Consider the following 22,838-nt stretch of genomic DNA (forward strand, 5'->3'; position numbering starts at 1 on the left):
TTTTTCTAGCTGACGGAAATAGTGCAGTCTTTGCTTTCCATATTTCTTCAAAAAATGATAATCGTTTTCTGTCATACTAATTTATTCGCAGAAAAAGCAAAAAAGAGCCCTAGGGCTCTTTGAAAAAATACTTTATTCTGCTTCTTCCATAAATGAATTGAAAACTTCTTCAATCATATCCCACTCAGCAGTTGCATCTTCTGGGATTGGCTCCAGATCGCCTTCTGTACCATTTTCGTTCTCAGTATAAGAATATGCTTGGATTTCAACTTCACCGTTCTCATCTTCTTCTGCACTTGCAGGAATCAAAAGAACATAGTTTTTTCCAAACTCCTCTTGTCCATCAATGGTTAAAAGAATCTCAAACAGAGTTTCAGCTCCTTGGTCATCAACCAAGGTAATAAATTCGCGGTCATCATGGTTATGATCGTGATCATGAGTGTGTGCCATCAGTTTCTCCTTAAAATGTTCTATCTAAATAGTTTTGTAAAATCAGCTGGGCTGCTAATTTATCAATCACTTTTTTACGCTTCCCTCGGCTAATATCGGCCTGTTCTATCAGCATACGCTCCGCAGCAACTGTTGTCAGTCGCTCATCCTGATAATCAACAGGTAAGCCAAACAAGTCAATCAGTTGTTGACCGTAAGCTTGACTAGCTTCTACACGAGGACCACTGGTGTTGTTCATATTTTTAGGCAAGCCCACTACAAAACGGTCTACCTTATAGTGATCCACCAACTCTTTAAGGCGTTCAAAGCCAAATTCCCCTTTAGCCTCATCAATTGGAATGATTTCCAAACCTTGTGCTGTAAAGCCAAGCGGGTCCGAAATAGCTATGCCTACTGTCTTAGAGCCAACATCCAATCCCATAATTCTCATTAGAGTTTGATTCCATTCTCTTTTAGGTAGAAACGGACTAGCTCCTCGACGATCTCATCGCGCTCATATTTCCGAATCTGGTTCCGTGCATCGTTATAGCGAGGAATATAAGCAGGATCACCACTCAATACATAACCCACGATTTGGTTGATCGGATTGTAACCTTTCTCATCTAATGAACGATAAACATTTGTCAATGTCTCATTAATTTCTTGCTTGTTGGTATCGTCTAGACGAAAACGAACTGTTTCTTCTGTGAATCCCATACTTACACCTTCCTTCTATTTCTTATTCGTATCATTATAACACAAAACGCTTTCAGTATCAATGAAATCAAACTCTATATCATAATATATGAAGGAAATTTTCCCTATAATTTTTTGCCTGGGCCTATGTAGAAAACTTACCAGCAACTCCTAATTAAGAAGGGGTTCTTTGAGATTTCCATCCCCTTGGAAAAATGGTCGCAAAAAGAACTATCCAATACATTTACACTATATTTCTGATGTAAAAAATTAGTCAGAAGGTAGATACCCCAGTAATTCCATTCAAAACTAAAGAAGCAGGTTGATTTGGCAGGAACAACTGCTCTTAGGAACAAAGAAAAAAGATTGAAGAATGTGTCCAAAGTGGAGTTCTTCTTCAATCAGAGATTTCTTTAAGTTAATTTTTTAATGGGTTTCTCCACCAATCATTTTGATATCTTCCTTATCCTGGTATGCAATAATAGCTGTGATAGCTGCTGCAATTCCACGACTAATATCTTGGAGACTCATAGCCGCCATATTTGGTTTATCAACCACTTGTTCCATCATAAATGGGATGTGCATAAAGCCCGCTTTGACACTAGGAAATTTTTTATCCACCAAATAAAGAACTTGATACATTAGATGGTTGCATACGAAGGTACCCGCTGAATTAGAAACCGAAGCTGGAAGACCCGCTTTGTGTATAGCTTCAACCATAGCTTTTATTGGGAGGCTAGTAAAATAGGCAGATGGGCCATCTTTACGAATGGGAACATCAATAGGTTGATTTCCTTCGTTATCAGGAATTCGGGCATCATCTTCATTGATGGCCACACGCTCTGGTGTTAAACCTGTGCGTCCACCTGCTTGACCAATACATAAGACAACATCCGGCTGAAAGTCTATCATTGCTTCTTCTAAAACTTTTGCTGATTTATGGAAAACAGTTGGGATTTCTACCCACTTCACCTCAGCTCCATCAATCGTTTCTGGCAATAATTTTACTGATTCTAGGGCAGGATTGATTTTTTCTCCTCCGAAGGGATCAAATCCAGTTACTAAAATTTTCATCTTTCCTTCCTTTCTTTTAGTTCAAGCGCTAAGCTACTTCTTAAGAATTTTGCTTTAAGGCTTAAGCTCATGATTTTAAAATAAGACTTAGTTAAAGGCCACAAAATACATGAGAGCGATATGGATGACAATCATAACAAGAGCGACGGGTGCTTGAATTTTAATGACACTATTTGGATTTTTCATATCCATGAGGGCGACTGGCACCGTATTGAAATTCGCTGCCATCGGAGTCATTAGTGTTCCACAATATCCCGCAGTCATAGCCAAAGCTCCAGCTACAATCGGATTGGCACCAAGGGCAAAAACGAATGGCACACCAATACCGGCTGTAATGACCGTAAAGGCTGCGAAGGTATTCCCCATAATCATGGTAAAGAGAACCATTCCAAGGACATAAGCAAGAACTCCAAAGAAGCGGCTTTGTTCTGGTACTAGACCACCAATCATTCCAGCAATAACATCTCCAACTCCAGCTGCGGTGAAAATAGCACCTACAGCCCCAAGGAGTTGAGGTAAGATACCGCTGGTGGAAATTTGTTGGATGGTTCTACTGTTTTCAGACAAAAGAGCCTGTGGTTTTTGGCGCGTAATCATCAATACGGCAATCGTTGCTAAAATGGCTGCAATCGCAATTGCCACACGGCCGAAATCTGGGATTAATTGTGCGATAGCAAGCGTTAGGATAGCCATTGACATAACCGGAAGGAAAATGAGATTTCCGATTTTTTGTGACCGTTTTTCAGCTAATTCATCATCAATGGGAGGAATTTGGCCAATTTTAACTTGTTTAACCAAGGTTAAAGCCGCCAACAAGAGGACGATGACCCCAATCACTTTGCTAGGTAGATAGCTTCCCCCGACGAAAGCTACTCCTAGAAGTCCCCAAAAAGCGGTTGTTCCTAAACGTGCTGGGTTGGTTGTATCCTTAAAAACTCTATATGCTGTATGTAGAAATTGGAATCCGATGATGACATAGGCAATTTCAAGTAAAGTATTTCCAAGCTCTGCCATTAGTTAGTCCCCTTTCTTTTCTTATGATTTCTCTCTAATTTCTTATCAAATAGATGATTATAAATGGCAACTACAATCAAGGCTGCCACTGCAATCATCATTGATGAAATCGCAATATTAGCTGCATTAAAATCATAACCAAGTTCCTTTAAGGTTCCACTAATAAGGAGAACTCCCGCAGCCGCGGCAAAGGTATTTTGACCATAAAAGTTACCAAAGTTTTCATTAGCTGCGGCAAGGGCTTTTACATCTTCAATTTCTTCCTCAGTTAAATCTTCACTGACTCTAGTACGGGCTGCTGCTTCTCCCATTGGGTGAACAAGCGGACGAACAAATTGAGGATGCCCTCCTAGACGAATGGACAAGAGACCCGCAATTTCTCGGATAATAAAGTAAATACTATAGAAACGGCCAACCGTTAAACCTTTTATCTGATTAATGAGATGTACCGCACGAGGTTTCAAACCAAAAACTTCCGATAATCCAACAAGAGGCAGAGTAATGATGAAGATCGTAATGACACGTTGATTTGTAAATTGTTGACCCAGTAATTCTAGAAATTCCACAAAGGAAATCCCCGACACCAGAGCAGTGGCCAATCCCGCAAGAACAACTGTAGCAATTGTATCGAATTTAAAAACAAATCCCAATACAATAATAAGAATACCGATTAACTTAATCCATTCCATATTTTGACTCCTTTTTTTATTCAGACCTAATTGTAGCATGATTTGTTGGCGTTTTCAATATTTTTTTCATAATAATTCAACTCAAATGCATGGAAATACAGTTTTCTCTTGTTAAATCAGACTTTTCTGTAATATAGCCCTAAACCCTTAAACCTTCTTATCTTTAAATACCAATAGTTTACTAATCAAGTAATTAGCCACCAAAATCAGTACTTGGGCCAGCAAGGTCTCAATGCGGTTGACCCAAATAAGGTCATTGTTGACAAATTGTCCGATGATTTGAGGGAATTTCTCTACCAAGAGATAAGCTAAAATCAAGTCCATTGCTAGCGTTGACAAACGGGCCACAAAAAATTTGATAAAACGCGCAAACCAACCTTTTCTCTCTTGTGAAAAAACAAAATAATCATTGGTAAAGAAAGCAAAGAGGATTCCCGTGACATTGGCCACTAAGACTGCAAAAGTTACTTGCCTTGTCAGGAGAAAAAGTATTTCTCTAGTAGCAATGGAAACAAGGGTTGTTAAAACCCCAAAGAAAAGATATTTGAATACTTCCGTTTTGATGAATTTCATCAGGAGTCTGATTAATTTTTGCATTTTTTCTCCTAAGACAAATCTTTTTTGCTTTCCACTTTATAATCGTAATAAAGTAGGCCTAAGACACCACTCATTGAAATCAAGCTAAAGAAGAATCCAGCAAGCAGTCCACTTGGAACATAGGTCATAACAATCTTATGTTTACCAGATGTAATGGGAAAAGAAAGGAAAGCATCCCAAGCCCGCTTAGTTGCGACTTCTTTTCCATCAACCTTGACGGTCCAACCAGGGCTATATGGAAGGCTAGTCATCATGACACTGGAGTCGTCTGTAATAGTGACATCTCCTTCAATTCGGGTATTGGTCCACTTGGTTACCGTCATCTCTTGCTCTTTTCGAGCCGCTAAGACAGCTTTGATGGCATCATTATCCGCACGGATAAAGCCGGCATCGCTCATATTAATTTCTTGGTCCGTTGTGAAGCGGAATTCCAAAGTGATTTCCTTTCCTTCATCATTTGCAGCAATTTGCCACAATTGTTTTTGAGCAAAGGACACGTTATGAGGCAACCATTTCCCATCCAATAAGATGGATACCTTATCACGGTAATTTTTTAAGTTATTAGGCGTTGCGAAGTAATAAGTGTAGTTGCTCTTTGGCACGGCCTTATAGCGAATAATCCCAGCTGTATGTTGGTTCTTCACCTTATAGACCATCTGACCAAGCTCATTTTGTATTTCTTCCATATTTTCCGTTTGGATATCTGTAAAGCTATAGGCCTGAAAATAAGGAATAACATTTTCTTGTTGCCCCATCATGGTGTTGAGGATGAGGTTTTGATTCGAGACAGGATTATTTTGTCCAAAAGTAATATTTTGAAGTAAGACACCTGTCCCAAAAGCTACTGAGAAGGCATCTGGGTTTTCATAAACTACATAGCGACTATCTTCATAGACTTTTTCAGTAAAGGTTTCTTTAAAATCTTTACGTGTGGTCAAGGGGCCGAAATACTGTCTCTCAGGATGCTCTTCAATCTCAGCTGGATCTTTCTCCTTGTAGTCCATATAGTAACGAACACCATAGAGAGCATCCGTTAAAAGCGTCCCATTTGCGTATTGAGTTGAGGCATTAATCCCATAATCCCCCATATAAGCAAAATGATCCATAGTAGTCCGCTCTAAGCTAGAACTAAAGGTGCTAAGTCCAGGATAGTTGAGGAGGGTTGGCGATGTCCGTGAGTAGGCAAAGGAGCCAGCGATACGGTAGAAACCTGCTGTATTATTATCCTTGATGGTATCCGTTACACGTTTAACAGAGATTGTCGCATCACTGAACTTGTAGGCATCCGCATAACCCAATGTCACCTGAGAAAGATAAGCATTGCAACCCAACTCCAAAAAAGTCATGGCCATAAGGAGCACCCAAACAAACTTCTTAGGGCGGAAAGCAAAGGCAAGAAGCACGACTGTCCACGAAAACATGGTCATGGTAACCTGTGTCAGCAAGTAACCTTTTTGCAGGAGTAAGATAGCAAGAGCAAGGCTAACCAACAAACTAGCTGAGGTAAACAACTTAACCTTATTTTCTTCTTCCCACTTCTTCCAAATATAAAAGAGAATGGCGGTAATACACAGGGCAAGCAAAAGAGAAATCCTAGCACCATTGTTTTTTAGAAACTCAGCCACGACTTCCGGTTGTTTTCTAGCAATGTAGCTATATTCTTGACTATTGACATAGTAACCAGAAAGACCGATAGTAGCTAGTCCAATCAAGACACCTTTCCAAGTCAACTTCGGATTTTGCTTATAAGCCTGGTAGGCCAATAGCACCATGAAGAAAGAAAGAAGCCATGAGAAACGATAGAAGAAGCCAGCTGGGTTTTGGCCCATATGCCAGATTTTACTGGTAAATTCATGGACAAAGGAAAGGAAAAAAACGGATGTGACAAGACCTGCAGCGATTTTCTGAAAACGGTGCGCCTTGGCAAACTTGAAATAAAATAGAAATCCAAGTAAGCTGGTTGCTCCAACATAGATATTGGGTAAGTTTGGCCCAGCTGACCAACCAGAAGTCGTATCAAAGCCACCTATCATGAGTTTGGACAAAATATCCAAAGGATTAATTTGGAGCGCCCAGGCAAAGGCCATACCCCCACCAACCTGCCCCTTGCTCTGCATAAGGTTGACAACAACTGGATAGAGAAGAACCGACGCTAATCCAACACCTAGAATTGAGAAGCAAAGTACAGCAAGCAGAGGTTGAAAATAGTTTTTGAAACGATTTTTCCATGTAACTTCAATGGACAAGTTCGGTTCCAAATAGTAACAAGCATAGAGAGCAATAAAGATACAAACCATATAGCCCAAGTAGAACTGCATAAACATGGTTAAAGCCAAGAGAAGCATGTACTTGTAGGGTTTGGCACCATCCAATAACTCCTCCAAGGCTACTATCAGGATTGGAAGCATGAACATAGCATCATAGAAGATGACATTCATCTGGTAAGAAACCAACATACCTGAAAGGGTATAAGCCGTCGAAAAGAGCGGAAGAAGCCAGACCTTTTTGTCTAAGCCTTTGTAGCGTTTGACCAAGAGATAGGCAAAACTCCATCCAATAACCCCATAGCGCAGCCAAATCGTCAAAAAGACAGCCAGTGGAAAATATTTTAGGGGCATGAGGATATAGATGAGATTGAAAGGACTCATCAAGTAATAGGATAAAACCCCGACCATCTCTCCACCAATGGACTTGGTAAAAGAGTAGGCAAAGGCAGACCAATCCCCCGTTAATACCGTATTCTTCAAAAAAGCAAAGAAACTGATGTACTGATGACTAAAGTCCACCGCCATGAGACTTTTGTTTCCGAATGGATACATGCCCATTATAGCCCACACAACCAGCATGATAAGCATGGGAGCGAGTGCACTTGCTAAATAGACACTGGTTGCTGGATGATTTTTGGCCCAACTTTTAAGGGAAGCCGCCTTCTTATCAACAAAGGAAGCCCATTCATTTAAAACTTTTATCATTACCCAACCCTATCTTTCTCAGCTTTTTCAATATTGGTTTTCTCCACCACAAAGTGTGGTCGGCGCTTGACTTCATAATAAATTTTACCGATATATTCACCGAGAACTCCAATGGAAATCAACTGCACTCCGCTAAAAAGGATGATGGCAGCAATGGTTGTAAAATAACCACTGACTGTATGACCAGAATTAGCAAAATAGCGGTAAAGTTCAACGAGGAGATAGAGAAAGGCCAAACCCAGACTAAAAAAACCAAACTGGATACAGACCCGCAATGGTTTATCATTAAAGGAAATGATGCCTTGGATGGCATAGTTGAACGATTTCTTGAATCCAAACTTACTCTTACCCGCTTCACGAACCTGATTTTTGTACTTGATGACTTTTTCTCTAAAGCCAATCCATTCATACAATCCCTTATTAAAACGATTGTACTCCGGCAAAGAGAGAAAAGTTGTCACAGCCTTTCTGCTCAGAAGACGCAATTCTGACTTGCCATCTGTCAACTGAACATCCATGGAACGATTGGAAAGATTGTAAAAAAAATGAGCAAAGAAGCTGGCTAGTTTAGATTCGCCCTCACGATCCCGCTGACCACTAACAACATCATAACCTTCCTTGTAGGCAGCCAAAAACTGAGGGATCAAATAAGGTGGATGTTGCAAATCCCCATCCATGACCATGACCGCATCACCCGTTGCATATTTAAAACCAGCTAAAATACCGCCCTCACGACCGAAATTGCGACTGAGACTAAGATAACGTAGGTGATCATTCTCCTGTGCTAATTGTTCCATCAACTCAAATGTGCGGTCCGTAGAACCATCATCAATATAGAGTAACTCATAGTCATCCAACTCACTGCCCAACATACTCTCCAGTTGTGCATTCATAGCTAGGTGAGTCTTTTCAATCATGTTTTCTTCATTATAAAATGTAATGAGCAACGATAATTTCATCCTATCTCCCTCATAAACTCTAAGATTGTTCTCTTATTTATCGAAAGAGAAAATTTTCCTTTCTCTCCTATCATTTTTTGAAAAAATTATCAATGCTCTCGAGTTACTTTATTCAAATGTCAACATAGAGGCAACCAATAATCTCATCAATATCATTAAGTGCAATTACTTTCGTTTTACTAAAAAATGGAGAGAACCAGTTTGGTTCTCTCCAAGGTTTAACTGTTGATTAACTCATTACAGTCAACAACAAATCTTTTTTGATAGAATTATAAAATTCAATATTATTAGTCACGTTTACGTTTTGAAGATACTAGAGAGATTCCTACACCAGAAATGATTAATAAACCTAGAGCTATCAAAAAAGAATTAGATTCTTCACCTGTTACAGGCAAAATTTTTCTTTGATCCTTACCTGTCGGTTCGTTTTTATCGGCATCTGTACGTGGATCTACAACGTTAACTTTTACAGGAACCTTATCTGTACTTCCATCAGGGTATGTTACCACTACAACGGCATCTTTTTCACCAGGTGTGCTTGTGTCTACTGGAGTTTCGTATGCGTACGTTGTACCTGCTGGCAAGCCATCTTTATTGATAGAGTTATCAACGTTCGGTTCATCACCAACATTAACTGTTTGATCCTTACCTGTCGGTTCGTTTTTATCGGCATCTGTACGTGGATCTACAACGTTAACTTTTACAGGAACCTTATCTGTACTTCCATCAGGGTATGTTACCACTACAACGGCATCTTTTTCACCAGGTGTGCTTGTGTCTACTGGAGTTTCGTATGCGTACGTTGTACCTGCTGGCAAGCCATCTTTATTGATAGAGTTATCAACGTTCGGTTCATCACCAACATTAACTGTTTGATCCTTACCTGTCGGTTCGTTTTTATCGGCATCTGTACGTGGATCTACAACGTTAACTTTTACAGGAACCTTATCTGTACTTCCATCAGGGTATGTTACCACTACAACGGCATCTTTTTCACCAGGTGTGCTTGTGTCTACTGGAGTTTCGTATGCGTACGTTGTACCTGCTGGCAAGCCATCTTTATTGATAGAGTTATCAACGTTCGGTTCATCACCAACATTAACTGTTTGATCCTTACCTGTCGGTTCGTTTTTATCGGCATCTGTACGTGGATCTACAACGTTAACTTTTACAGGAACCTTATCTGTACTTCCATCAGGGTATGTTACCACTACAACGGCATCTTTTTCACCAGGTGTGCTTGTGTCTACTGGAGTTTCGTATGCGTACGTTGTACCTGCTGGCAAGCCATCTTTATTGATAGAGTTATCAACGTTCGGTTCATCACCAACATTAACTGTTTGATCCTTACCTGTCGGTTCGTTTTTATCGGCATCTGTACGTGGATCTACAACGTTAACTTTTACAGGAACCTTATCTGTACTTCCATCAGGGTATGTTACCACTACAACGGCATCTTTTTCACCAGGTGTGCTTGTGTCTACTGGAGTTTCGTATGCGTACGTTGTACCTGCTGGCAAGCCATCTTTATTGATAGAGTTATCAACGTTCGGTTCATCACCAACATTAACTGTTTGATCCTTACCTGTCGGTTCGTTTTTATCGGCATCTGTACGTGGATCTACAACGTTAACTTTTACAGGAACCTTATCTGTACTTCCATCAGGGTATGTTACCACTACAACGGCATCTTTTTCACCAGGTGTGCTTGTGTCTACTGGAGTTTCGTATGCGTACGTTGTACCTGCTGGCAAGCCATCTTTATTGATAGAGTTATCAACGTTCGGTTCATCACCAACATTAACTGTTTGATCCTTACCTGTCGGTTCGTTTTTATCGGCATCTGTACGTGGATCTACAACGTTAACTTTTACAGGAACCTTATCTGTACTTCCATCAGGGTATGTTACCACTACAACGGCATCTTTTTCACCAGGTGTGCTTGTGTCTACTGGAGTTTCGTATGCGTACGTTGTACCTGCTGGCAAGCCATCTTTATTGATAGAGTTATCAACGTTCGGTTCATCACCAACATTAACTGTTTGATCCTTACCTGTCGGTTCGTTTTTATCGGCATCTGTACGTGGATCTACAACGTTAACTTTTACAGGAACCTTATCTGTACTTCCATCAGGGTATGTTACCACTACAACGGCATCTTTTTCACCAGGTGTGCTTGTGTCTACTGGAGTTTCGTATGCGTACGTTGTACCTGCTGGCAAGCCATCTTTATTGATAGAGTTATCAACGTTCGGTTCATCACCAACATTAACTGTTTGATCCTTACCTGTCGGTTCGTTTTTATCGGCATCTCTAGGGTCTGGGAGTCCCGCAGTCACAGCTTGTTCTTTAGTAAAATTAAAATAAATATCTACATTTTTACCGGCAGTTTCTGTGAAATTATACCCCAAAAAAACAATACCTGTCGATCCTTCGATTTTAGTTTGTATACCACTCGGAGAAACTAAATAAAGATCAAAGTAGTCTTCTAAATTAAAAACTTTTGAGTTTCTATTAAATGGTAGCGGACCATAAAAATCCATTGGTACATTAAATCTTTGTCCCCAGTTAGAACCAAAAAGATTTTGGAAAGGAGCAACAAATCCAGTGTCATTCGTATTCTTCATGACAAACTTTAGATTGTAACCTTTATATTCTGCGATATTTTTAAAATTCGCTCTCATATCTTCGTTAACTTGGTAATACATTGACTCGATAACTGTACTTTCAAAAACAGCTGCTCTCGACATACGACGAGATATGCGTCCGCTCTCTAAAACGGCATTTTTATTGATAGAGTTATCAACGTTCGGTTCATCACCAACATTAACTGTTTGATCCTTACCTGTCGGTTCGTTTTGACTTGAATAATTTGTAGTAGCTTCAATTTCTCTTTGCAATTTGGATGATTGATCATCTAATGCTAAAGAGGACTCACCTAAATTAATTTTATCATTATCGGCTATACCCTGTGTCACTTTAGTTGTGACATCCGATGAATCCGTATCAGCTAGAACCCTATCAAAACTATTAGAACCGAAGAAGCTCAATCCTATCAGGACAGATGCTGCTCCTATTTTAAATTTTTTAATGCTATATCTTTGCTTACTTTTACTTAAGTCAAATTTAGCATTTTTAAAATATTTCTTCAAAAACATTGATATTTCCTTTCTAATTTTTATGTGTTTTTAAAAACACATAAAAATTATAACATGTTCTAAGCACACAAAATTCACAAACGATGTGCTTTTTGTATAATCTGAGTTAAAAAATGTAAATCGAAAAAAAAGGGGGGGTGATTGACAATAGCTCAGCGATAATTATGTTGCAACCTGGAAATTGCAGCCTACTTTTAGCTAACTATACTTTAACTGATTTACTGATGATGTTCGAAATCTCTTCTGGCGATTCTTGAAAACCAGTTGTTATCCATTTCAGAATAATAGAATTTACAGTTGTAGTATAAAGCTCGAATGCATATTCATAAGGTACGGAATAGTTTCTCTCTAGTTTATCGCTCAAATCTACAATGTCGGAATTTTTTACAATGTCCCTTATATATTGAATGATAGACTCTTTCATGCCAGGAAAATTCGAAAGTAATGACTGAAGAATAAATTGATTTTCCTTATTAAAGAGATATTTTAAAACTTTTAACATTACAGGAGTTCCTAGAGACATATCTTCTTGTAAAATCTGTGTAATTCTATCAAAATAATTTGACAACAACTCAGTAAAAAAATCTTCTTTTGAATAGTAATAATTATAAAAAGTTCTTCTACTTAAGCCAGCAACTGTTGATAGCTCAGTTATAGTTATAGATTGCATCGGTTTATTATTTAACAAGTGTGAAACAGATAATAATAATTGTAAATTGATATCTTTTTTCATTAATTAGACCCTAAAACCTTAATACTTATTTTTTACCTCTGGTAATAGTTAGTTAACTATCTCAAACTTCTGCCAAACTCATATCAGATAGTTTCCATCAAAACAGTAAATCAGTAACATAACTTCAAATCTAAATTTCAGTGCAGAAAGATTTCGACAACGTAAATTTTCAATCCCAAGTTATTCCAAATTTGAAAATAATGTCTCAATCGGTTTTCGTAAACAACTAATTTTAGAGTTGTCATCCCAAAAGTAATCAACCATATTCTTTAATTAGTTATGAATAGAAGTCGAAGGCTAACATTCGATAAAGTGGTCTTCGCTTTTTTATACACATTAACTCATTTATTAAAAAACATCAAATCATTGGTTTTAGTGGTAAGGAGCCCACTTTAAACATACTAAGATTAGTATGTTTATCATATTGAAACTCTCAAGCGTTATTCGCTTACTTTTACTGCACCCCTTAGTTTCAAACCAAGGATATAAGCCGATGGGGTTACACTATCTAAGTCGGTGAAGTCTGCTCCAACCCCCTCAACATTTGATAAGGCTTGTAAGTCAATGGTAGCCATGTCAATCTTGATATGCATGATAATGGAATAATCTGGACTAACATCCGTTGCTAATTCTAAACCAGGTACTGCGCGAAGTTGATTAGTAAAGTTCTGTTCTTCTAAGTAGGCTAGAAGCTCTGTTTTAACTGTTGCAAAATCAAAGCCAACGAAGTTAGCCTTAGTCGCCTCGTCTGCTTCCTGAGTGATATGCAATCCCATCTTCAGGAACTTATCGCCTTTATAGTTGAGAATTTCTTTCACAATCTGTTTGACATTTTCTTCGACAACTTCGTACTGGTAGACTTCTACTTTTTCAGGTTCTTCTACAACTGCTTCAGTAGTGACTTCGGTCGTTGTTACAAGCTCCTGGCTCGTCGTCGCTGCTTTTGATTCTTTTGACTGATCAGATGCCTGACTTGAACAAGCAATCAATACTAAGAAAAAAGGCAACAAACATAGGATATACTTTTTCATATACTCCTCCATTATTTTTGTAAACACTTTTCATTATATGATGACACTGTCTATTTGTCAAATTACACGACAAAAAACAGCCTGATTAGGCTGTTCTAGCTTCTTTATAGAGCTGCACGCATGCGAGCTTGAGCATTTTCAACATTGCGGACTGCACGGGGCAAAAAAGCACGGATATCATCTTCCTTATAACCTACTTGCAATCGTTTCTCATCGATCAGAATAGGACTCTTCAAAATACGAGGGTTCTCCGTGATAATATCAATCACTTCATTAACACTCAGTTCCTCAATATCACAAGCTAAACCTTTAGCATAGCGATTTTTTGAAGATACGATGCTTGCAATCCCATTTTCAGTTTTTGTTAGAATATTTAGTATTTCTTCTTTAGTAATGGATTCTTTTCCGAGATTATGTTCATTATAGGTTAATTGATGGGCATTAAGCCAGTTTTTAGCTTTTTTACAACTGGTACAACTGGATACTGTATAAATTTTAATCATGTAGTCGGTCTCTCCTTTGCTACATTTTTCTTAACTCATTATAAATTATTATACCATAAAAGCACTCCATCTGGAGACCTATTTTTCATTTTTGACACTGTTTTTTAGAGAATTATAGCTCATTTTTTGCTTTTTTCAGATACTTAACTATTTTTTACGATATTTAATAAGGTATTTATTCGGAAAAAGCATCAAAAAACAAATAAAATCAAGGTATACATTCGACTGAATGTTTTTGCACAGTTCAAACAGTCTGAGGAGAGACTGTTCGAGGTATTAAAAAAGGGAAAGATTATTTCCCTCAATCCAAGTCAACGAAATCAGGTTTGACACAAGCTTCGCTTGATCTTTTTCCAAGCTTAAATCATCCACTGGATAATTTAAGCTGACTTACCTTTGCTCGCTTTTCAGTTTCCGGGCTCACGTTAAAAAGATCCACCGGACTGGTTGCGCTTTGTTATTTCTCAGCGCAAGTTAAAAAGGTCCACCAGACCTTTTTAATCATCCAGCTCAATGCCGCCATCCAAGTCAAGGATGAGATCATCTGTTGCTGGTGCTTTTTCTTCAGTTGGCGTTACTGGAGCAGCTGTGTCTTCGACCATGCCGAAGTGTACGCGTACTTTGTGGTCAATTTCTTCAAAGATTGTTGGATTTTCTGCCAAGAATTTCTTAGCATTTTCGGAACCTTGACCAATTTTCTCATCATTGTAAGAGAACCAAGCCCCGGCCTTGTTGATAATCCCCAATTCGCTGGCAATCTTAATCAACTCACCGGTTTGGGAAATACCTTCTCCGTACATGATTTCAACTTCTGCTACTTTAAAGGGAGGAGCCACCTTATTTTTCACGACCTTGATTTTGGTTTCCTTACCAACATTTTGGTCTTTTTGGTCGCCTGTACCCTTGATTTGGGTATTGCCACGAACATCTAGACGGACAGAAGCGTAGAACTTGAGGGCACGTCCACCAGGTGTTGTTTCCGGATTCCCAAACATAACCCCTACTTTTTCACGCAGCTGGTTGATAAAGATAGCAATGGTTTTTGTTTTATTGATAGAGGCTGAGAGTTTACGCATAGCTTGGCTCATCATACGAGCTTGCAAACCAACGTGGCTATCACCAATATCTCCATCGATCTCTGCACGTGGCACAAGAGCCGCAACTGAGTCAACAACCACCAAGTCAACTGCCCCAGAGTCAATCAATTTACCAGCGATTTCCAAACCTTGTTCACCAGAATCGGGTTGTGACAAGAGAAGTTCATCAATGTTAACGCCTAGTGCTGCTGCATAGGATGGATCCAAAGCATGCTCCGCATCGATAAAGGCTGCGATACCGCCTTCTTTTTGCGCTTGTGCTACCGCATGTAAAGCAACCGTTGTTTTACCAGAACTTTCTGGACCATAGATTTCAATGATACGACCTTTTGGATAACCACCTGCACCCAGAGCAATGTCCAAAGCAAGGGAACCTGAACTCATGACTTGCACTTTCTGCTCCGCACGTTCTCCTAGGCGCATGACTGCACCCTTACCAAAATCTTTTTCGATATTCTTCAGCGCATCATCTAATGCCTTTTTACGCTCATCACCAAATTTCTTTGTGATGTCTTCTGTTTTCTTTGTCTTTTTAGCCAAAATAGTTTCCTTTCTCTTCTAGAGGTATAGCTTGTCTATTATACCAGATTTCAGCTTTTTAATAAAGCTTTGCGCACCATATTGAAAGCGTGTACGGTGGCGATATAGCGAACGTCTGAACGACTGCGTCCTCCGATTAGGACACGGATAGATTGAGTCCCTTCCTTAGTCGAAAGTCCTACAAAAAGAGTGCCTGCTGGCTGATTTTCCAGCGATTCTGGTCCAGCCACACCGGTCAGTCCAATCCCAAAATCGGCTCCCGTCAAGATTCTGGATTGTTCAGCCATTTTTTCAGCAGTAAAGCTGGATACCACACCATGTTCTTTCAATTCCGTCAGAGGTATTTGGAGCATCTTCGATTTTTCTTCCATGGAATATGTAATAAAGCCTCCATTGAAGACCTGTGAAGCCCCGGCAAAATCCGCTAATTTAGATTGAAAAAGCCCAGCTGTCAGACTTTCAGCTGCTGTGATGGTCTTGCCTTTTTCTTTTAAGAGGTCAAAAACTACACGCGCCAAGCTATTGTCCTCTCCATAACCATAAATGAGCTCTGATAAAGACTGCCCTTCCATGGACTTGAAACTGGAAATTTCTTTTTCCAACTTGTCTAATTTAAAATCCGCCTTCTCTTTGCTAAGAGACTTAGTCGAGAGGCGCAAAGTGACCTCACCCGTCTTGGCATATGGAGCCAGAGTTGGATCTGTCTGTTGGTCAATCATATCTTTCAAAACGGTCACCAATTGGCTTTCCCCAATGTCCAAAAAACGCAAAACCCGAGAGTAGAGTTTGTCCTGATTAGTGGATAACAAGGGCAGTAAATTTTCATTGACCATGGGCTTGAGCTCGCTAGGAGGGCCCGGTAAGACAACATAGGTAACCCCATCTATCTCCTGAATAGCCCCAACAGCCAGACCTGTCACATTTTGCACTGGAACGAAACCTTCAATAATCTGAGTCTGGCGTTCATTGTTGGCCGTTCTAGAATACTGCGGACGACTGGCAAAAAACTCATCCAAGCGCTGGCTAGCTTGAGGATCAAACACCAATTCTCTTCCCAAAAACTTCGCCAAGGTCTGCTTGGTTAAGTCGTCTTCAGTTGGCCCCAAACCACCGCAAAGAACTACCAAATCACTCCGCTGACTGGCTACATCCAAGACCGATAAGAGACGTTTTTCATTGTCCCCAACAGCCGTTTGAAAAAAGACATCAATGCCGTTCTCCGCAAACTTTTCAGATAAAAACTGGGCATTGGTATTGACGATTTGCCCCGTCAAAATCTCAGTCCCTACCGCAATCAACTCTGCTCTCATATGACCTCCTACTTAGTCTATTCGGATTTTTTCTTTATTCTAACATAAAAGATGTAAAAAAACTTACAGACTTCTGCAAGTTTTTGGTTTGATAATCTCACTTTTTACTTTCCTTATTGGTCAAGCTCTTCTTTATCTTAGCCATAGTTTATTTAACAACGTATCTCTTGAAAAGAGGGCGTTGCGTCATCCCTCTAGTTGAAACTGACATCTCGATTAAAAGGCATTTCTCAAAAGCATGCAGATGCAGTTAATTTACACAAGGTAGCATAATCGATACTAGCAAGAGGCTAGGCTTTCGCAAGCATCTCCCAAACAATGACAATAACGTGGATAGCTCCCCAAAGTAAATAGGCTAAGTAACTTAGGAAGATTGGTTTCCATATATTTATCTTCTTCCACTTGCCAAAGAACTCCTGTCCAATTAATAAAATGAGTAAACCAGTAAAAATAAGGGGTGGCCCCCACTCAAATAAAAAGGACAGTGCATAAAATTGGGAAGTGATAAACCTCGGCACTAGCAATAAAATAAGAATGGCTAGAAATTTCTTTGTCACATCAAGAGTTTTATTTTTAACCATATTACTCCTACCTCCTTCTAAGGTGAAAGTCTCCAGTCTTCTTCAATGGTATTGATAAGCCTCCTCTCCCGTCTTAGATATGTTCCAGTCGAAGAATAGACATCGTATTCTAGATTATAACTTACATTTCTCCAATACACTTTATATTGTCTATACATTTGACCACTAACTCCAGGTATCGGTATAGGGACTGAGAGCGTAGAACTGTAAACATAGTACCAGTTTTTTGTTACCCGATAGTTAGTCCGTCCAACATACCTGTATACTTCTGATGGTACTGAAAATGGTTGAATTCCGTTTTCACCAATATTATTTTCAATTTGGATAGCATATTCATTAACTGCAGTTTCATCCGCTTTAACTGATACTTGTGAAAATGTAAAAGCTAAACCAAGTGCTAGGAGTGAATAGACAATTTTTTTCATAATTACTTTCCTCATTATCTTTTAAAAACTTTGAATTGTCAACTATATATGAGCACTATACATTGGACTTACCTCCTTTCTTTTCATCACATCCTATTCCTAATAGTGAGGGGAATGTCTCTCTTTTTCATCAGAACATAACCGAAAATGTCAGAAACAAAATAATCAATATTGTTCATGCTGTTGCTCTATGATTTATAAGGCCAAATAGGATTAACTTACTGGCTTTTTCCATTCACAATATTGTTTACCACTCCCATGGATAAATTCCTTTATCAAATAATTGTTGCAAGATAGGTAGGAGGACCAGCGTTAGCAAATAAACTATGTTATAACGTCTCATTTTTTTCTCCTGTTTCGTATTTTATTTGGTATAATATTATCATAAAAGTTGAGGTAAAATTATTTTGTAAACTATATTCACATTTTGATAAAGGAGGAATCGTATGCGATGGGATTTTGGAAAGATTTATAAGGAAATACGGATAGCTAAAGGACTTACTCAAGCAGAGGTGTGTGGAAATCAGTTTTCACGTACAAGTCTTTCCAAATTTGAATCCTGCCAAAGCTTGCCTAATATTGAAAATATGGTTTTCCTCCTTAATCAAATTGATATGAGTTTGGAAGAGTTTCGCTATATTTGTAACTTTTATAAACCTAGCAAAAGACAAGAAATCATCAATCTTGCTTTTAACCACATCTCAATTACTGGCACAAAGGAACTGAAGGAATTGAAGGTGCTTTGCGAGAACTACCTTACATCTCATCATGATACCCCTATTGAACATATCAATGATATGCTAGGCATCACTATTCATCTTCGCTCTCATGGCTTGAAATCCACTGAAAAGTCTTTTCTTGAAACAAAAGAAAAAATCTGGTCTTATCTTAAAAAACAAGATAACTGGTATTTCATTGATTTCCAGTTGCTCAATTCAATACTGTTTTCTTTTCCCATCGAATCTCTTGAACTTATTACCGAGATGATTTTTGAACGAATTGAGAAATATGAAGGCTATACAAGCATCAAACCTTTGAAGAAAAAGCTTCTGACAAATATCTCGACGATATATCTATACAACAATTTCAAAGACAGGTGCGAGAGAGTTTCTCTCAAAATGCTTGAACTCGCAAAAGAGGTAAAACGCTATGATTCTCTAGGCTTTGCCCAAGTCCGTCTAGGCATCTGCCGCGGAGATGATGACTTAATCGAGAAGGGTTTGACCTTACTTCGTTTGACAGAAGAGGACGACTTAGTTTCGATGCTTGAAGAAGAGGTAAAAAAATTCCGTTGAGTATTCTCAGCGGAATTTCAGATTGAAGACAAACTTCATTTGAAGTTTTGTCTTTTTTGTATTTTCGGAATAATGATGCGAAATGTAGTGAAAATTGACAGATTTGGACAAAATAAAAAGGCTTCCCAGCCATCATTTTCACCAGTTTTTTGATATTGAGACATGCCAAAGTCAGTCCAACCTTGTCTTCCATTTTGGACTTTCCTCTTTCTCTCGTATAGCGCAAATTATGGTACTCTTTGGCTGTTCCAAAGAGCCGTTCAATGGTTTCCTTACGCTTCTGATAAAGCTCCTTCATTCCTTTTTGATGTCGGATATCTTCACAAATCTCAAGGGCCTCTTTCCATATATGACGCGTCACAACCTTCTGATGGTTTCTGCTTTCTGTACAGACAGATAGTAAAGGACATTGTGCACAAATTTTAGGATCACTCTTGTATTCACGATAGCCCTCACGGGTTGTTGTTCGATAGGTTAGTTCTTGATTTTCTGGACAAAGGTAACAGTCGAAATACTCATCGTAGATAAAATCTTTTGGTCGTAGTTTCCCTTTCTTTCCTCTAGGTCTAGTGTATGGAAAAACAGGAGTAATATTTTGGTCTAGAAGAAACTTGGCAATACTTGGTGTTTTATAGCCGGCATCCGCAATCAGGTAGTGTGGTTGAAAGGGTTCAATTTTAGAAAATAGAGTAGGGAAAGCTTGGCTATCATGAATATTGCCTGCTTCAACTGTATAAGCCAATGCCCAACCGTGCTTATCACAAGCTACCTGAGCAGAATAGGCAAATACTTCCTTATGCTCACCCTTATGAAACCACGATAAGCCATATTGACTTCGATTTCCTTGATAGTTTGACGCATGGACCGAATACCATAGAGGCACTGAATAAGAGGGATTTTAACCAGCATGACAGGATCTAAACTCGGACGACCATTATCGGTTGAGTAGGTGTCCTCTACCAACTCATAAATGAAGTTAAAATCAATCACCTCATCAACTTGACGAAGGAAATGATCAATTGGAACAAGGTCATCAGTGTATAGAAACCATATTGATTGCGGTTGTAATCTGGTTTTTCCTTATGAAGCATAGCCAAACCTCCTCATACTAGATACTTTAATTATACTCCTATTCACAAAGAAAAGCCCTTAGAAACCTAATTCCAAGGACTTTGTCTTCAGTCTGAAATTCCGTTGAGTATTCTCAGCGGAATTTTTATTTATTGGGGTTAAAATCACAAGTTGACTCATGGTCATTGACCAGGCCTGCTGCTTGTAAGAAGGAGTATACACAGACAGGGCCGACAAACTTGAAGCCTCGTTTTTTCATGTTTTTGGAAATGATCTCAGATAGGGCTGTCTTGGCGGGTGCTTGGCGATAGTCAGGTATTGTGTTATGAATCGTCTTCCCATCAACAAAGGACCAGATATAACTGTCAAAGCTGCCAAATTCTTCCTGAACAGCGAGAAAGGCCAGGGTATTGCTTCTAGTCGCAAAGATTTTCAGGCGATTGCGGACGATGTCTGGATTGAGCAAAATTTCTTCCAGTTTCTCATCCGTCATCTTGGCAACTCGATGGTAGTCATAATCATGGAAGGCTTGCTTAAAAGCAGCTCGTTTATTGAGAATGGTTTCCCAGGAGAGGCCGGCCTGATAGGTTTCCAAGCACAACAACTCAAAAAGCGCCCGCTCGTCATGGAAGGCCCGCCCCCACTCTTTATCATGGTAGTCAACATATAGAGGATTGGTCATTTTAACCCAACCACATCGATTGGTCATGGGAACTCCTTTCCAGTTTTGAGTGTCAAAGCAATCATACTTAGCGTATTACTTCATCAACATTTTAAGCGCAGATTTAATATAATTCTCAGCAGTTTCGGTAGTGCCATCAAAGAAGGCACGAATTTTCTTGATTTCGGTCGCCTTGTAGCCGAGAGCCAATAGGGCTTCCATGGCTTCATCCAGGGCAAGGTTGCCTGCTGGGGCACTTGGTGCCGTATTGCCAGCTTCGACGGTCACATCCACAAACTTACCAGCCAAGTCCAGCACCATCTGCTGGGCTGTTTTTTTGCCGATTTTAGGAAATTTGGTCAGATAGGTGATGTTTTGCTGATCGATGGCACGAACCAGGCCTTCATTGTCATCGACAGCGATGATAGCTAAAGCTGTGGTTGGACCGATACCAGATACGGAAATCAGGCGCAGGAAAACATCCTTCTCACTTTCTGTTTCAAAGCCATAAAGAAGATGGGCGTCTTCGCGGATAACCTGATGGGTATAGATGGTAAGACCCTGATTGACAGATTCACTGTAACGATAGGGATTGGCAACTTGGAGAATATAGCCGATACCAGCCACTTCTAGGACGATGTATTTTGCAGTAATTTTGGTCAATCGACCTTTAAGGTATTCAAACATTTAAAAAACTTTCTTTCTTGAATGAGCGGATTTGACAATCAGGATCATACTGGATGCAGCAATTAGTACAAATAAAGTGAGCACGCCAGATTTTCCTGTAAAGTAACTGAGCGATAGCATAAAGGAGGCTAAAATAGTTCCCAGGGGATTGGTCATAGAGAGAAAGCCAGAGTAGGACCCAACCTTATCCTCATCCATCATTTCAGCCCTAAGAACCTGTCCAGCTGGAATCATAATCATTTCACCGATGGTATAGAGAAATACCATGATGAGAATGGGCCAAACGGAGTCAAAAACCATGGTGAAGAAGAGTCCTGTACTGAAAAGACCAGCACCCAAAAGGTATTGGGGAATCAGCTTCATCTTTTTGGTCCAGCGATTAACCGTTGTCATAAGAAGAACAATCATAACCGTATTGACCAAAATAGCTAAACTCAGCATCTTAGCTCCGGTCAACTCCTGACCAAAGAAAGGGACTTTCATAAAATGTTCCTTAAAATGAACTGGAATATAATTATCTAGTTGTTTCCAAACGGCACTACTGAGCAACATACCCAAGGTGTAGAGCAAAAATGTTCGATCCTCAAGGACTTGGCCATAGTTTTTAAAAGTGGATAGGATACCGGCACCATGCTGAAATTTGAGGTGTTTGGGTTTGGTTTCCCCGAATTTAAAATACATGATGAGAAAAGTAACCAAGGCAATCAGGCTCATCCCCACTAACAATTGGAAAAAGTGATGATCATAAAAGACACCTGCTATCCCAGCACCCAACATAACCGAAATATTAATGAGCCAATAGCTCATGGTATAAACAAAACGCCGATTGGTCATATCTGTCAGATCAATAATCATGGCATCAAAAGCTGGTTGGAAAAAATTGGACATGACCTCCGCGATTAATAGACCCAAGTAAGTCAGCATAGGCATGGTTTGAATAGGACTGTTGGCCATGGTCATGAGGATATAGCCAATCAAAACACCAAAATTTCCCAAGTCACTGACTTTTTTTCGCCCCCAAGAATCTGCTAGATGTCCCCCGTAGAGAGAGGCGAAGAAACCCGCAACTTGGGTAATCATCAGTAACATCCCTGTCCAAAAAGCTCCAAAATATTGGACAAAATAGATTGCCATATAAGGAAATACAGCTGCCCCCAACATAATGGAAAAAAACTTGAGCCCCTCCCGCATCTGAATCTGCTTGGGTAGGGCAAAAAACTCTTTCATCATCTTCTCCTATAGTAACCATACCATTGTATCACCAAAAAATGGTCTTGGAGACCATTTCCACGGGCCGAAAGAACACTAGAATGGAT

At 39.4% G+C, this 22,838-nt stretch carries 21 protein-coding genes and 2 pseudogenes; 1 reads left to right on the top strand and 22 read right to left on the bottom strand.

What is annotated here, in order from left to right; all coding sequences use genetic code 11:
* Positions 1–132: 132 nt before the first annotated feature.
* The 18 genes and pseudogenes from BN1356_RS01080 to BN1356_RS01165 all read right to left on the bottom strand — a co-directional run bounded on the left by BN1356_RS01080 (position 133) and on the right by BN1356_RS01165 (position 17,808).
* Positions 133–450 (bottom strand): DUF1292 domain-containing protein, encoded by a 318-nt coding sequence (locus BN1356_RS01080; RefSeq protein WP_093649596.1) that lies wholly within the window; start codon positions 448–450, stop codon positions 133–135.
* Between the two features lie 10 nt (positions 451–460).
* Positions 461–880: a Holliday junction resolvase RuvX gene (ruvX, locus tag BN1356_RS01085; RefSeq protein ID WP_093649597.1), complete on the bottom strand. Its 420-nt coding sequence runs from the start codon at positions 878–880 to the stop codon at positions 461–463.
* Positions 880–1,146 carry an IreB family regulatory phosphoprotein gene (locus BN1356_RS01090; RefSeq protein WP_093649598.1) on the bottom strand — a complete coding sequence of 89 codons (267 nt, stop codon included), beginning with the start codon at positions 1,144–1,146 and terminating at the stop codon, positions 880–882. Before BN1356_RS01090 ends, ruvX begins: the two co-directional genes overlap by 1 nt.
* A 405-nt stretch (positions 1,147–1,551) precedes the next feature.
* Positions 1,552–2,199, bottom strand: a complete 648-nt coding sequence (pcp, locus tag BN1356_RS01095) for a pyroglutamyl-peptidase I (RefSeq protein WP_093649599.1) — start codon at positions 2,197–2,199, stop codon at positions 1,552–1,554.
* Positions 2,200–2,286: 87 nt separating this feature from the next.
* Positions 2,287–3,213 (bottom strand): DUF979 domain-containing protein, encoded by a 927-nt coding sequence (locus BN1356_RS01100; RefSeq protein ID WP_093649600.1) that lies wholly within the window; start codon positions 3,211–3,213, stop codon positions 2,287–2,289.
* On the bottom strand, positions 3,213–3,902 hold the full coding sequence (locus BN1356_RS01105) for a DUF969 domain-containing protein (protein WP_093649601.1): 690 nt from the start codon (positions 3,900–3,902) through the stop codon (positions 3,213–3,215). Before BN1356_RS01105 ends, BN1356_RS01100 begins: the two co-directional genes overlap by 1 nt.
* Positions 3,903–4,049: 147 nt before the next feature.
* Complete coding sequence (locus BN1356_RS01110; protein WP_093649602.1) at positions 4,050–4,499, bottom strand: GtrA family protein; 450 nt, start codon at positions 4,497–4,499, stop codon at positions 4,050–4,052.
* 8 nt (positions 4,500–4,507) lie between these two features.
* Positions 4,508–7,471, bottom strand: coding sequence for a glycosyltransferase PgfM1 (gene pgfM1, locus BN1356_RS01115; RefSeq protein ID WP_093649603.1), 2,964 nt, complete (start codon positions 7,469–7,471; stop codon positions 4,508–4,510).
* Positions 7,471–8,430 (bottom strand): glycosyltransferase PgfS, encoded by a 960-nt coding sequence (gene pgfS, locus BN1356_RS01120; protein WP_093649604.1) that lies wholly within the window; start codon positions 8,428–8,430, stop codon positions 7,471–7,473. The genes pgfM1 and pgfS overlap by 1 nt, the downstream gene beginning before the upstream one ends.
* Positions 8,431–8,717: 287 nt before the next feature.
* The gene (locus tag BN1356_RS01125) at positions 8,718–11,588 is read right to left on the bottom strand and encodes a Rib/alpha-like domain-containing protein (protein ID WP_281175814.1); all 2,871 of its coding nucleotides are present in this window, start codon (positions 11,586–11,588) and stop codon (positions 8,718–8,720) included.
* Between the two features lie 202 nt (positions 11,589–11,790).
* A complete protein-coding gene (locus tag BN1356_RS01135) occupies positions 11,791–12,321 on the bottom strand; it encodes a TetR/AcrR family transcriptional regulator (protein ID WP_093649605.1) in 531 nt (176 codons plus the stop codon).
* A gap of 105 nt (positions 12,322–12,426) precedes the next feature.
* Positions 12,427–12,591, bottom strand: a pseudogene (locus BN1356_RS13030) (IS982 family transposase); the annotation flags it as partial.
* A 170-nt stretch (positions 12,592–12,761) separates the two neighbouring features.
* The gene (locus BN1356_RS01140) at positions 12,762–13,352 is read right to left on the bottom strand and encodes an SP0191 family lipoprotein (protein WP_093649606.1); all 591 of its coding nucleotides are present in this window, start codon (positions 13,350–13,352) and stop codon (positions 12,762–12,764) included.
* Between the two features lie 104 nt (positions 13,353–13,456).
* The gene (gene spx / locus BN1356_RS01145; RefSeq protein ID WP_093649607.1) at positions 13,457–13,855 is read right to left on the bottom strand and encodes a transcriptional regulator Spx; all 399 of its coding nucleotides are present in this window, start codon (positions 13,853–13,855) and stop codon (positions 13,457–13,459) included.
* Positions 13,856–14,352: 497 nt separating this feature from the next.
* A complete protein-coding gene (gene recA, locus BN1356_RS01150; RefSeq protein WP_093649608.1) occupies positions 14,353–15,492 on the bottom strand; it encodes a recombinase RecA in 1,140 nt (379 codons plus the stop codon).
* Between the two features lie 50 nt (positions 15,493–15,542).
* The gene (locus BN1356_RS01155) at positions 15,543–16,802 is read right to left on the bottom strand and encodes a competence/damage-inducible protein A (protein ID WP_093649609.1); all 1,260 of its coding nucleotides are present in this window, start codon (positions 16,800–16,802) and stop codon (positions 15,543–15,545) included.
* A gap of 290 nt (positions 16,803–17,092) precedes the next feature.
* A complete protein-coding gene (locus tag BN1356_RS01160; protein WP_093649610.1) occupies positions 17,093–17,383 on the bottom strand; it encodes a hypothetical protein in 291 nt (96 codons plus the stop codon).
* Positions 17,384–17,400: 17 nt separating this feature from the next.
* Entirely contained in the window at positions 17,401–17,808 is a 408-nt protein-coding gene (locus tag BN1356_RS01165; RefSeq protein WP_093649611.1) for a hypothetical protein, read from the bottom strand.
* 446 nt (positions 17,809–18,254) lie between these two features.
* Between BN1356_RS01165 and BN1356_RS01170 the strand changes: the two genes are divergently transcribed.
* Positions 18,255–19,103 carry a helix-turn-helix domain-containing protein gene (locus BN1356_RS01170; RefSeq protein ID WP_093649612.1) on the top strand — a complete coding sequence of 283 codons (849 nt, stop codon included), beginning with the start codon at positions 18,255–18,257 and terminating at the stop codon, positions 19,101–19,103.
* 19 nt (positions 19,104–19,122) lie between these two features.
* On the opposite strand, the pseudogene BN1356_RS01175 reads toward BN1356_RS01170, so the two are convergent.
* From BN1356_RS01175 to BN1356_RS01190, 4 genes and pseudogenes are all read right to left on the bottom strand, one after another.
* Positions 19,123–20,194: pseudogene (locus tag BN1356_RS01175) on the bottom strand (transposase); the annotation flags it as partial.
* A 125-nt stretch (positions 20,195–20,319) separates the two neighbouring features.
* Positions 20,320–20,883, bottom strand: a complete 564-nt coding sequence (locus BN1356_RS01180) for a DNA-3-methyladenine glycosylase I (RefSeq protein WP_093649613.1) — start codon at positions 20,881–20,883, stop codon at positions 20,320–20,322.
* Between the two features lie 48 nt (positions 20,884–20,931).
* A complete protein-coding gene (ruvA, locus tag BN1356_RS01185) occupies positions 20,932–21,522 on the bottom strand; it encodes a Holliday junction branch migration protein RuvA (protein WP_093649614.1) in 591 nt (196 codons plus the stop codon).
* Positions 21,523–22,749: an MDR family MFS transporter gene (locus BN1356_RS01190; RefSeq protein ID WP_093649615.1), complete on the bottom strand. Its 1,227-nt coding sequence runs from the start codon at positions 22,747–22,749 to the stop codon at positions 21,523–21,525. It lies immediately after the preceding gene.
* Between the last annotated feature and the right edge of the window lie 89 nt (positions 22,750–22,838).

The sequence above is a fragment of the Streptococcus varani genome, from assembly GCF_001375655.1.
GTDB lineage: Bacteria > Bacillota > Bacilli > Lactobacillales > Streptococcaceae > Streptococcus > Streptococcus varani.